This window comes from Burkholderia sp. E168m15 (assembly GCF_016586105.1).
GTDB classification, from domain to species: Bacteria; Pseudomonadota; Gammaproteobacteria; order Burkholderiales; family Burkholderiaceae; genus Burkholderia; species Burkholderia orbicola.
Genome location: NZ_BCPO01000053.1, coordinates 1 through 11,674 on the forward strand (window position 1 = coordinate 1; position 11,674 = coordinate 11,674).

Below are 11,674 nucleotides of genomic sequence, written 5' to 3' on the forward strand. Positions count from 1 at the left end.
CGGTCGGCCGCGGCCGCAGCGAGCCGTACGGGCGGCTGAAGGTGTCGATGTCGTCGTCGTTCGGCCGCCAGCACGTCGCGCCGGTGATTCCGGCGTTCCTGCGCCGCTACCCGTCCGTGTCGCTCGATCTGCGGCTGTCCGACGAGATCGTCGATCTGGTCGACGACGGCTACGACGTCGCGATCCGGCTCGGCGCGCTGAAGGATTCGACGCTCGTCGCCCGCAAGCTCGCCACCAACCGCCGCGTGCTGTGCTGCTCGCCCGCCTATCTCGCCGAACGCGGCACGCCGCGCCATCCGGCCGACTTGACGCAGCACGAATGCGTGATCCTCGGCGACCAGCGCGACTGGTCGTTCGCGACGCCGCAGGGCCCGCTCACGGTGCGGGTCGGCGGCCGGCTCGTCGCGAGCAACGGCGAGGCGATCCGCGAAGCGCTCGTCGACGGCTTCGGGATCGCGATCAAGTCGACCTGGGACGTCGGCCCGCTGCTCGCGAGCGGCGCGCTCGTCAGCGTGCTCGACGACTACCCGTTCGCGGACGACGTCGCGATCTGGGCCGTCTATCCGAGCCGCGCGCACGTGCCGCTGAAAACGCTCGCGTTCATTGCGTTCCTGGCCGAGCACTTCGGCGATCCGCCGTACTGGGATCGTGCAAACGGCTGACCACTACCGCCGCGCGCCCGGTTTCGCGCCGGCGCCGGCGCCCTGCGCGGCCAACCGGCTACAATGGCGCGTTCGCGACGCAACGGCCCGCAGCCGCACGGGGCCCGCGTTCGCAGGCGGCCGCCCGCGGGCCGAGCACGTCATTCATTCGCCTCCCAACCACTCGTCATGACCCACAATCTCGTCATCCAGAGTCTTGCGCCGCTGTCGGACGCCCATCACAAACCGCTGCTCGCGCTGTCGCGCGGCACCCGCGTCGTGCAGACCGACGATCACGCGCTGCGGATCGAAAACGCGAGCCCGGCGCAGCGCCTCGACATCGACGCATACTGCGGCACGCATGCGCTAGATTTCGGCTTCGTCGAGGCCGGCCTCACGCTCGGCGATTTCGGGCTCGCTGTGATGGACATGGATTCGACGCTGATCACGATCGAGTGCATCGACGAGATCGCCGATTTCTGCGGATTGAAAACGCAGGTCGCGGAGATCACCGAAGCGTCGATGCGCGGCGAGATCCGCGATTTCAACGAAAGCCTGACGCGCCGCGTCGCGCTGCTGGCCGGGCTCGACGCGCACGCGCTCGAGCGCGTGCACGAAGAACGGCTGCAACTGTCGCCAGGCGCCGAGACGATGCTGGCGGGCGTAAAGGCCGCCGGCATGAAGACGCTGCTCGTGTCGGGCGGCTTCACGTTCTTCACCGAGCGGCTGAAAGCCCGCCTCGGCCTCGACTACGCGCATGCGAACACGCTCGAGATCGTCGACGGCAAGCTCACCGGCAAGGTGCTCGGCGAGATCGTCAACGCCGACGTAAAGGCGCGCCTGCTGCGCGAGACGTGCGCTTCGCTCGGCCTCGAACCGCGCCGCGCGATCGCGATGGGCGACGGCTCGAACGACCTGAAGATGATGGCCGAAGCCGGGCTGTCGGTCGCGTTCCACGCGAAGCCCGTCGTGCGCGATGCGGCCACCGTCGCGTTCGACCATGTCGGCCTCGACGGGCTGCTGCGACTGTTCTGATCCTGCGGCACCCTCAATGAAAAACGCCGGCGCGATATCGCATCGCGCCGGCGTTTTGCTTTTGTGCCGGACGTTGCCGGCCCGCGATCAGCCCAGCGCGGCCTGCATCGCGCGCTCGATGTCCGCGCGCAGGTCGGCTTCGTCTTCCAGACCCACGTAGAAACGCACCAGCGTGCCGCGATGCGGCCAGTCCGGACGCATCGACGCGACGTCGTAAGGCATCGCGAGGCTGCACGCGCCGCCCCAGCTCCAGCCGATCGCGAACAGCTCGAGCGACTCGACGAAACGGTCGACCTGCTCCGCGCTGTAGCGTTCGTCGAATACCACCGAGAACAGCCCGCCCGCACCCTTGAAATCGCGCATGAACGACGCGTGCCCCGGGCAGTCGGCGATCTGCGGATGCAGCACCGCGGCGATCTCCGGCCGCGCCTTCAGCCATTGCGCGAGCGCGAGCGCGCTCTTGCTGTGCGCATCGAAGCGCACCTGCATGCTCGGCAGGCTACGCAGCACGAGCGAGCAATCGTCGACCGACACGCCGATTCCGCAGCGCATCCGCGCGAGCTTCAGCTTCGCGTGCAGTTCCGCGTTCGCGGTGATCGTCGCGCCCATCAGCACGTCGCTGCCGCCCGACTGATACTTGGTCAGCGCCTGCACCGAAATGTCGACGCCGTGCTCGAACGGCTTGAACGCGAGCCCCGCCGAAAAGGTGTTGTCGATCGCGGTGACGATGCCGCGCGCCTTCGCGGCCGCCGTGATCGCGTGCACGTCGGGCACTTCCATCGTCACCGAGCCCGGCGCCTCGAGCCAGATCAGCCGCGTGTTCGGCTGGATCAGCTCGGCGATGCCGGCGCCGATCAATGGATCGTAAAAACGCACGGTAATGCCGAAATCGTTCGCGAGCCAATTGCCGAAATCGGCGTTCGGGCCGTATACGTTATGCGGAACCAGCACGTCGTCGCCCGCTTTCACGATCCCGAAGTAGACGTTCATGATCGCCGCGAGACCCGACGGCTGCAGCAGCGCGTGCGTGCCGCCCTCGATCTCGGCGAGCCGCTGCGCGAGCGCGAGCGACGTCGGCGTCGCATGCAGCCCGTAGCGCCACTGGTTGTCGTCGTGCCAGACCAGCGCGCGCATCGTCGCGAGATCGGGAAACACGACCGTCGATGCGCGCGCGACCGGCGGCACGAACGAGCGGAAGCCTTCCGGAATGACGTCGTCGGGTTGAACGATGCGGGTTTGCAGCGCGCGCTTGGAAGTGGATGCAGTCATGACTTGGAGGCCGGGCACGAGGCCGTTCGGTTGCGGAATATGTCGTTAGAGTAGCCAAAATCGGCGCGGTTGGCCCGATACAATGCGCGCCGCGCACACCGAGCCAGCACGCGCTCAGTCGTCGGGATGCAGGTTGACGACGCCGCCCACCGTCTCGATTTCGCGCACGTGGCCGTCGCGCACTTGCAACGCCGCGCGCTTGCCAGGCGCCAGGTGCAGCACGACCGGCTGCGGGTCCGATTCGTCCGAGTTCATCCGGTCGGCCTTCAGGTCGCCCGTCGCGTCGAAGCGGCCGATCCATACGCCGGTGATGTTCGTGCCGTCGTTCGACTCCTCGATTTCCAGCGTATCGCCGTCGCGGTCGCCCGCGAGCAGCACCACCTCGCCCGTATCGGCGAACTGGTATTCGCCGTGCACGCCTTCCTCGTCCGTCTTCGGGCCGAGATGCACGACGATCGGCCGGTCGCCGAGCGTGCCTTCGTAGCGCGGCAGGCGGGCGAACTCGGGATTCGGCTTCAGCGGCCGCGCCGGCGCCGGTTCATCCTGCTGCACACCCGGCACGACCGCCTGCGCGGCGCCCAACCCCGGCATCGCGATGCCCGCCACCAGCGCACCGGCGACGACGAGCGCCCGTTGCCATTCCGAATATCGACCCACCTTGTGTTGCTCCTTGCTTCAGATTCGCCCGGCAATCGCGGACCGTGCCGGGTCGAGACCCGGTTCCTGCTGACCGCGCAAGCGTGCGCGGCGAAGGCGCCGGCTTGCGTGTGTCGCGTCAGCCCTGCATCAGGCGTTCCACCGCCTCGCGGTGCGGAATCGGCGCGACCGCGCCGTAACCGGTCGTCGACAGCGCCGCCGCCGCGTTCGCATAACGCGCGGCCGCGAACGGATCGTCGCCCGCGACGATCCGCGCGACGAACGCGCCGCCGAAGCAGTCGCCCGCGCCGGTCGCGTCGACAGCCTCGACCGCGAAGCCCGGCACGACGCGCCGCTCGTTCGGCGTCGCGACATACGCGCCTTCCTTGCCGAGTTTCAACGCGACGACCCGCGGCCCGTGTTCGAGCATCGCGTCGACGATCGCATCGCGATCGTTCGCGCCCGTGAGCGCCGTGACGTCGTCCCAGCTCGGCAGGCAGATGTCGGTCTGGCGCAGCGCCTCGCGCATCACCGCGCGGGCACGCGCCAGCGGCCACAGCTTCAGGCGCAGGTTCGTGTCGAAGCTGACTTTCGCGCCGTGGCGACGCGCATGGTCGATCGCCGCGAATGCCGCGTCGCACGCTGCCGTGCTGATCGCAAGACTGATGCCCGACAGGTGCACGGCTTTCGCGGCCGCCAGCGCGTCGAGCGGCAAATCGCCCGTCGCATAGCGGCTCGCGGCCGACCCCGCGCGCAGATAGTCGAACTGGTGGCCGTCGGCGCCATGCGTGACGAAATACACGCCGGTCGGCGCCGAGCGGTCGATCCGCACGTACGTCGTATCGACGCGCTCCGACGCCCACATGTCGGCGAGCAGCCGGCCGAACGGATCGTCGCCGATCGCCGACACGAAGCCCGTCGACGCGCCCTGGCGCGCCGCCGCGATGCAGAAGTTCGACGTGTCGCCGCCGAAGCCCTGCAGGAATTCAGGATGCCCCGGCTGCGACTGGTTGAATTCGATCATCGCCTCGCCGAGCGCGAGGATCTCCGGGAATGCAGCGGCCATCGCTTACACCTCGCCCCACAGATCGTGGCCGTCGGCGCCCGTGATCTTCACGGAGACGAAATCGCCGACCTTGTAGCGCTTCGATGCCTTCGCCGCCGGCTCGACGTAGACGACGCCGTCGATCTCCGGCGCATCGGCGGCCGTACGGCCGATGCCGCCTTCCGCGCTGACTTCGTCGATCAGCACCTTGAGCGTCTTGCCGACCTTGCGCTGCATGCGGTTCGCCGACACTTCCTCGGCCACTTCCATGAAGCGCGCGCGACGCTCCTCGCGAACCTCGTCCGGCAGCGCGCCGTCCAGGTCGTTCGCGGTCGCGCCTTCGACCGGCGAATACGCGAAACAGCCGACGCGATCGAGTTCCGCTTCGCGGATGAAGTCGAGCAGCGTTTCGAACTGTTCTTCCGTCTCGCCGGGGAAGCCCGCGATGAACGTGCTGCGGATCGTCAGGTCCGGGCAGATCTCGCGCCACTTCTGCACACGCTCGAGCACCTTCTCGGCGTTCGCCGGACGCTTCATGCGCTTCAGCACTTCCGGATGAGCATGCTGGAACGGCACGTCGAGATACGGCAGCACGTGGCCCTTGAACGCACCTTCGGCCATCAGCGGAATCACTTCGTCGACGCTCGGATACGGATATACGTAGTGCAGGCGCACCCACGCACCGTACTGCGCGGCGAGTTCGCCGAGCGCGGCGACCAGGTCGGTCATGCGCGTCTTGATCGGCTTGCCATTCCAGAAGCCCGTGCGGTACTTCACGTCGACACCGTATGCGCTCGTGTCCTGCGAGATCACGAGCAGTTCCTTCACGCCCGACTTGAACAGGTTCTCGGCTTCCAGCATCACTTCGGCGACCGGACGCGACACCAGATCGCCGCGCATCGACGGGATGATGCAGAACGTGCAGCGGTGATTGCAGCCTTCGGAGATCTTCAGGTATGCGTAGTGACGCGGCGTGAGCTTGATGCCGGCCGCGGGCACGAGGTCGACGAACGGATCGTGCGGCTTCGGCAGGTGCGAATGCACGGCCTGCATCACTTCGCCCACCGCGTGCGGGCCGGTGACCGCGAGCACCTTCGGGTGGACTTCCTCGATCAGGTTCGAGCCGCTCGCGCTCGACTTCGCGCCGAGGCAGCCGGTGACGATGACCTTGCCGTTCTCGGTCAGCGCTTCGCCGATCGCGTCGAGGCTTTCCTGCACGGCTTCGTCGATGAAGCCGCAGGTGTTCACGACGACGAGGTCGGCGCCGTCGTAGCTGCCGGAGATTTCATAACCTTCGGCGCGCAGTTGCGTGATGATCTGTTCGGAATCGACGAGCGCTTTAGGGCAGCCGAGGGATACGAACCCTACTTTGGGGGATTGGGACATCTGGAATGTGGGGGCGTGGCAGCAAAAGCGTGAGTTTACAGCGATTTAGGGGCGGCGAGCCAAAATGAGCGCGGGGAAGGACCAGCGAGTGCCGGATCGGACGAGCCGCCCCATCGGCGATGCCGGGCGACGCGATCCCGCCCTGCTGCCGCCCTCTACCCGACGACAGGTATCGCCGCACGCTTTCGAAGCCGCCGCCTGCATGAAAAAACAGGGCCAAGGTGCCGTTTTTCGCTGTCCCGCTCGCGAACGGTCATGGGCGCAGATGCGTGCCGTGTGCCCGGACAATCCTATGCCGGCTGGCTATGCGTGGTTGAGCGCGCCTTTCCCTCCCAATTCCGAGCTCGACGTTCAAATGTCCATCCGCCCGCCCGGCGGTCGGGATTGACGTCCGTCACCACTGCCGCCCATAATGAGACGAACTACTCCGTTTATTAATTTCCTTGCCGCGAACCGGCGTCATCAGCACGAAACCCGCTGAGCGTCGGACGCGACTTCCCCGGCCAGGCAACGTCAGGGCAATCCACCCTGCTCGATCCACGTCAGAAGGACATTTCGATGCCCCGAGCAAAACAACTGAACATCAGAAAGAAGACCGGCCTGGCGCTACTTGGCGTCGTGCTCTTGTACTGGATCGCGGTACCGATCCTTCCGTTCACGTCCATTCCGAACAAGGCGTTCGTGATCCCGGCATTGGTCGTGATCGGCGAAATCGTGTTCGTCGCTGCCGTCGCGCTGCTGGGAAAGGAATACTGGGCCGAGATAAAAGGATGGGCGACTCGGCGCTTTTCAAGGAAAAGCGCGAGCGGCGCCGGGAAATAATGCGCTGTCGCCGGGGGCCGAATGTCAGCAAAGACGCAACGCCCCGTCGATCAAACGCGCTGACCAAGAATCGGCACGGCGGCGATCGGCCGCTATGCGAAAATCGCGGCATCCATTCCCTTCAATCGACCCAACGGGGCTCGCATGACTACCCACCTCACGATCGAATTCACCGAACACGCCGCAGAAGCCATCGGCGAACAGACCAGCACCAGCTTTTCCTACGACCAGGGCGCGCACGTCCCGCAACCGGGCGACTTCGTCGAACTCGAAAACTCCCGGCAGACGTTTCTCGTGATCGGCCGCGTGTTCTCGCTCAAGGCCAACTACAGCGCCGTCAAGCTCGTGCTCGACCTGCCGCCGTCGGAGGACGATCAGGATTTCGGCCCGGCGCACTGAGTTGCGACGAAACGCGTCACGGCTGTCAAAATCGACGCGCATGCAACGCCGGCCGCGGTGATGCATGCGTCACCGCCATACGCGTCAATCCTGCATGACTGGCACATACGTGGCTTGCATCAGCCCGCTCGGCAACCGCTTCGTATCGTCGAGCCGCAGCAGCGTTTGCGGCAGCTCGGCGCCGAACAGCGGAATCCCCTTGCCTAGCACGATCGGCACCCAGCTCAGCGTGATGCGATCGACGACGCCGGCCTTGATGCCTTCTCGCGCCGTCAATCCGCCATCCAGATAAACGTGACGATGACCTTGCGCCGCCAGACGGTCGAGCAACGTCGCAAGCGCGCCGTCGAACGGCTCTTCGCCGTGGCGCGACGCCAGTTCGCGGCGCGTCATGACGACCATCCGCTTGCCGGCATACGGCCACGGGTCGAAGTTGATTACGGTGTCGTACGTATTGCGCCCCATCACGATCACGTCGATGCCGTTCATCAGCGCCGTATAACCGGTGTCATCCGGCGAATCCGATGAAAACGGCTCCAGCCATGACAGATCGTCGTTCTCGCCGGCGATGAATCCATCGAGACTGAGCGCGAGAAACACACTGACGCGAGGGCGCATACGAAGCATCCTTTCACGAATGTAAGGATATCGAGTATAGCGACAGTCCGCGTACCCTGCGCCCCGCTTGGGCCACGCCGACAGCGCGGCGTCGCTCGACCCGATCGCCAGCCGGATCACGCTTTCATGATCGTCTTCGCGGCCAAGCGGCCAAGCCACGGCGCCAGAATCACGCCGGGATGCGCGACCACCGCATACACGCCTGCGACACCGGGCAGAAAGCCGTTGAGCGGCACTCCGTCGCTCGTCATCGGACGAAGGGCCGACTTCGTGGACAACGGCGTGAGTGTCGGCCGCTCCACGAACAGCGCCGAGATCGCTGTGGCGGTGCGCTCGGCGAGCGCAGCCAGCCCGCCATCTCCTTCATCCGGCGGATCGGCCGCCGACAACAGCGTGCCAGACGGCCCGACGACGCGCAGCGCGCTGTTCTTCATGCTCATGCGTGACACCCGAGGATAACGGGCTTCCGACCATGTCTTCCATCCGCCTTGCTGGCACACGAGTTCATCGCTTCGAATGACCTTGCTTGCTCGTGCATGCGTGGCAGTGGAACAAACGATTGCCCGACATTGGCGACGCTCGATTCCGCGGCCGGTAAAACAAAACGCCAGTCATCGCGGGCCTTGCTCGAACCCCCAACGCCGCGCGTCAGTGCACATCCGGAAACACCGGCGCCGTCAGACACCGATCGAACCACGCCGCATCGCCGCCATCGCCGAGCGGCCACAATTCGGCATCGAGCTGCGGCAGGCCCGTCACCGGCGCGGGTGTACGGCTCTCGCCGCCGGGCGTCGCGGCACCCACCCATCCCGCCTGCGCGCTGCCGCTGTCGCATGCATGCGCGCCTTGCGCTTCGCAGAACGCCACCGGATGCACCTTCCCGCCATCGGCCGCGCTCACCAGACGATACTGGTAGACCGCGCCGGTCGCCCAGTCCTCGCTCTGGCTGCACACCCGCGCATGATGCTGCACGTGAATCGCGCCGAAACACGCATAGGAAACATGCGCGCCACTCGCATCGTCGGGGATGAAATCGCAGTTTGCATCGAAGCCGGCCAGCGGGCCGCCGCTGTATTTCGCGAGCCACTGCCGTTCAGCCAGAGCTCGCGCGATCAGCCCTTCGCCCGATCGGTCGGCCAGCACGGCGGCACGCCGATCGAAGGCCTTGCGCACTTCGTCGACGGCCAGCCGATGGCCTTCGTAATCGGTATCGAGGCGCTTGTTGCGCGCATCGAGCCAGCGGCGCTGGCTACGCACCAGCATGTCGCGGATGGCGGCGTCCGGCGCGGCCTTCAGCGCGCCCGCATAGGCCGCATTCAACCGCGCATCGGCCGCGCGCAGCGCGGGGCTCGCGCAAATGCGCTTCTCGATCGGCTGGACGGCTTTCGCGCAATCCATCGCAAAGCTCGGCAAGGCCACGCCGACACCCATCATGAACATCGCAGCAAGACCGGCCAGCCTGCCGGTCGATGCCGTTCGAATCCCTCGCATGCTTTCTCTCAGTCGGTTTGTTTTTCTCGGCCGCCCCGCATCGACGCGGTATCGCACCTATCGCCGTGCGCCGGAACCGCCCCGGCGTTCGCCAAAAGCGGCTTCCGTGCAGCGCCGCTTATGGTACGACAGGCGAGCGCCCACGCGGACACGAACGCGCCCCATCCGGCGCGGCGCGCCCGGGCTTTCATTCGTATGGACTGGATCTCGATCGACTGGAGAACGACGATGGCCGCGCATACCGGGCACGGGCATTCGGTGCCGACGATCCTGGACGACCGTCGGCGATTTCTTCCGGCAGACGGCAACCACGCATCGTCGTGCCCGAATGCACGACGGCGACCGACCGCCCCGCTTCGCGGCGCCGACGCCCGGCGGCTCGCGCCGCCACGGCCGGCCTGCCGCGAAACCGTTACTTCTTTTCGGGCTCCGGCGCGCCCGGCTGCTTGAACGGGAACGTGCTGAACATCGACTTCGCCTGGTTCTGCATCTGCTCCTGCATCTGCACGAACATGTTCTTCGACTGCTCGATGTAGCTCGTCATCATCCCTTGCATCATCGGCGCCTGCATGTTCATGAACTGCGACCAGACTTCCGGATTCATCGCGTTACCTTCGTAGAGGTTCTTCGATTGATCCGCGAGCTTGTTCTGGATGTCGATGAACGCCTGGATGTTCTTTTCCAGGTACGTGCCCATCATGCCCTGCATCGCATGACCGTAGAAACGGATGATCTGCGACAGCATCGACGACGAGAACATCGGCACGCCACCGCTTTCCTCTTCGAGGATGATCTGCAGGAGAATGCTGCGCGTCAGGTCTTCATTGGATTTCGCATCGACGACCTTGAAATCCTCCTGCTCCAGCACGAGCTGCTTCACGTCGGTCAGCGTAATGTACGTGCTTGTCTCTGTATCGTAGAGCCGGCGGTTCGGGTACTTCTTGATGAGCCGTTCGGCCGTCTTCTTTGTAGTAGTCATGTAACGCCTTTGAGTGCAGCGTAGCGCAAGTGACGAATCCCCGCCGCCCGAATCCGGGAGGCGGGGGCCTTCGGAAAACGCCCGGCTGCGCGGCCACCCGGCCGGCGCAGCCCGGACGCTCAGCCCATGTGCAGGCCGCCGTTCAGCGAGAAGTCGGCGCCCGTCGCGAAGCCGGAATCGTTCGACGCGAGCCACGCGACGATCGAGCCGATTTCCTCGGGACCGCCGAGACGCCGCACCGGGATCGTCGCGACGATCTTCTCGAGCACGTCGGGGCGGATTGCCTTCACCATGTCGGTACCGATGTAGCCCGGCGACACGGTGTTGACCGTCACGCCCTTCGTCGCGACTTCCTGCGCGAGCGACATCGTGAAGCCGTGAATACCGGCCTTCGCGGTCGAGTAGTTCGTCTGGCCGAATTGCCCCTTCTGGCCGTTCACCGACGAAATGTTGATGATGCGGCCCCAGCCACGTTCGACCATCCCGTCGATCACCTGCTTCGTGACGTTGAACAGGCTCGTCAGGTTGGTGTCGATCACGGCGGTCCAGTCTTCATGCGTCATCTTGCGGAACACGACGTCGCGCGTGATGCCCGCGTTGTTGACCAGCACGTCGATCTCGCCGACTTCGGCCTTGACCTTGTCGAACGCTTCCTTGGTCGAGTCCCAGTCGCCGACGTTGCCTTCCGACGCGATGAAGTCGTACCCGAGCGCCTTCTGGTCCTCGAGCCATTTCACCCGGCGCGGCGAGTTCGGGCCACAACCTGCAACCACCTTGAAGCCGTCTTTCGACAGGCGCTGGCAGATGCTGGTGCCGATGCCGCCCATCCCGCCCGTTACGTACGCAATTCGCTGAGACATAAATCTCACTCCATTTTTTGGTTTCGAGAGCTGCCGGAGCCCCCTCTGACTTCACGTGACGCCGGCCGAAGCCGCAATCGGCCGACGCACGGATTCGGTTCGCCGATGGCGAACGGCCGGTTACGGACGGCCGGTTACGGACGCTCGACCGCGAGCGCGACGCCCATCCCGCCGCCGATGCACAGCGACGCCAGCCCGCGCTTCGCGTCGCGCTTGGCCATCTCGTGCAGCAGCGTCACCAGAATCCGGCAGCCCGACGCGCCGATCGGGTGGCCGATCGCGATCGCCCCGCCGTTCACGTTCACCTTCGACGTGTCCCAGCCCATCTGCTTGTGCACCGCCAGCGCCTGCGCCGCGAACGCCTCGTTGATTTCCATCAGGTCCAGGTCGCCCGGCGTCCAGCCCGCGCGCTCCAGCGCACGGCGCGACGCCGGCACCGGGCCCATGCCCATCACGCTCGGGTCCACGCCCGCGTTCGCGTACGCCTTGATCC

Annotated in this window: 13 protein-coding genes and 1 pseudogene; 4 read left to right on the forward strand and 10 right to left on the reverse strand. The window is 65.9% G+C overall.

Translation table 11 applies throughout. From position 1 onward, the window contains the following. A partial coding sequence (locus JMF86_RS08665) for a substrate binding domain-containing protein (RefSeq protein ID WP_201316955.1) occupies positions 1 to 662 on the forward strand: 662 nt, incomplete at its 5' end. A 168-nt stretch (positions 663 to 830) separates the two neighbouring features. Further along, positions 831 to 1,676, forward strand: coding sequence for a phosphoserine phosphatase SerB (gene serB / locus JMF86_RS08670; RefSeq protein ID WP_201316956.1), 846 nt, complete (start codon positions 831 to 833; stop codon positions 1,674 to 1,676). A gap of 87 nt (positions 1,677 to 1,763) precedes the next feature. Here serB and JMF86_RS08675 read toward each other — a convergent pair whose 3' ends face one another. The 4 genes from JMF86_RS08675 to rimO form a co-directional block, all read right to left on the reverse strand. Continuing rightward, the gene (locus JMF86_RS08675) at positions 1,764 to 2,945 is read right to left on the reverse strand and encodes a cystathionine beta-lyase (RefSeq protein WP_011549713.1); all 1,182 of its coding nucleotides are present in this window, start codon (positions 2,943 to 2,945) and stop codon (positions 1,764 to 1,766) included. Positions 2,946 to 3,059: 114 nt separating this feature from the next. Continuing rightward, entirely contained in the window at positions 3,060 to 3,602 is a 543-nt protein-coding gene (locus JMF86_RS08680) for a hypothetical protein (protein WP_011549712.1), read from the reverse strand. Positions 3,603 to 3,720: 118 nt separating this feature from the next. Next, positions 3,721 to 4,647: a sugar kinase gene (locus tag JMF86_RS08685; protein WP_011549711.1), complete on the reverse strand. Its 927-nt coding sequence runs from the start codon at positions 4,645 to 4,647 to the stop codon at positions 3,721 to 3,723. Between the two features lie 3 nt (positions 4,648 to 4,650). Continuing rightward, positions 4,651 to 6,012 (reverse strand): 30S ribosomal protein S12 methylthiotransferase RimO, encoded by a 1,362-nt coding sequence (gene rimO, locus JMF86_RS08690; RefSeq protein ID WP_011549710.1) that lies wholly within the window; start codon positions 6,010 to 6,012, stop codon positions 4,651 to 4,653. A 558-nt stretch (positions 6,013 to 6,570) separates the two neighbouring features. Between rimO and JMF86_RS08695 the strand changes: the two genes are divergently transcribed. Beyond that, entirely contained in the window at positions 6,571 to 6,834 is a 264-nt protein-coding gene (locus tag JMF86_RS08695) for a transporter suffix domain-containing protein (RefSeq protein WP_011549709.1), read from the forward strand. A 144-nt stretch (positions 6,835 to 6,978) separates the two neighbouring features. Continuing rightward, positions 6,979 to 7,233: a hypothetical protein gene (locus JMF86_RS08700; protein WP_011549708.1), complete on the forward strand. Its 255-nt coding sequence runs from the start codon at positions 6,979 to 6,981 to the stop codon at positions 7,231 to 7,233. Between the two features lie 84 nt (positions 7,234 to 7,317). Here JMF86_RS08700 and JMF86_RS08705 read toward each other — a convergent pair whose 3' ends face one another. From JMF86_RS08705 to JMF86_RS08730, 6 genes and pseudogenes are all read right to left on the reverse strand, one after another. Next, complete coding sequence (locus JMF86_RS08705; RefSeq protein ID WP_236593011.1) at positions 7,318 to 8,010, reverse strand: dihydrofolate reductase family protein; 693 nt, start codon at positions 8,008 to 8,010, stop codon at positions 7,318 to 7,320. Continuing rightward, on the reverse strand, positions 7,968 to 8,291 hold the full coding sequence (locus JMF86_RS08710) for an FAD-dependent oxidoreductase (RefSeq protein WP_011549706.1): 324 nt from the start codon (positions 8,289 to 8,291) through the stop codon (positions 7,968 to 7,970). Before JMF86_RS08710 ends, JMF86_RS08705 begins: the two co-directional genes overlap by 43 nt. Before the next feature lie 208 nt (positions 8,292 to 8,499). Beyond that, positions 8,500 to 9,342 carry a lysozyme inhibitor LprI family protein gene (locus tag JMF86_RS08715; protein ID WP_011549705.1) on the reverse strand — a complete coding sequence of 281 codons (843 nt, stop codon included), beginning with the start codon at positions 9,340 to 9,342 and terminating at the stop codon, positions 8,500 to 8,502. Positions 9,343 to 9,754: 412 nt separating this feature from the next. Continuing rightward, a complete protein-coding gene (phaR, locus tag JMF86_RS08720; RefSeq protein ID WP_011549704.1) occupies positions 9,755 to 10,321 on the reverse strand; it encodes a polyhydroxyalkanoate synthesis repressor PhaR in 567 nt (188 codons plus the stop codon). A gap of 119 nt (positions 10,322 to 10,440) precedes the next feature. Beyond that, on the reverse strand, positions 10,441 to 11,181 hold the full coding sequence (locus JMF86_RS08725; RefSeq protein WP_006491801.1) for a 3-ketoacyl-ACP reductase: 741 nt from the start codon (positions 11,179 to 11,181) through the stop codon (positions 10,441 to 10,443). A gap of 134 nt (positions 11,182 to 11,315) precedes the next feature. Then, positions 11,316 to 11,674, reverse strand: a pseudogene (locus JMF86_RS08730) (acetyl-CoA C-acetyltransferase); the annotation flags it as partial.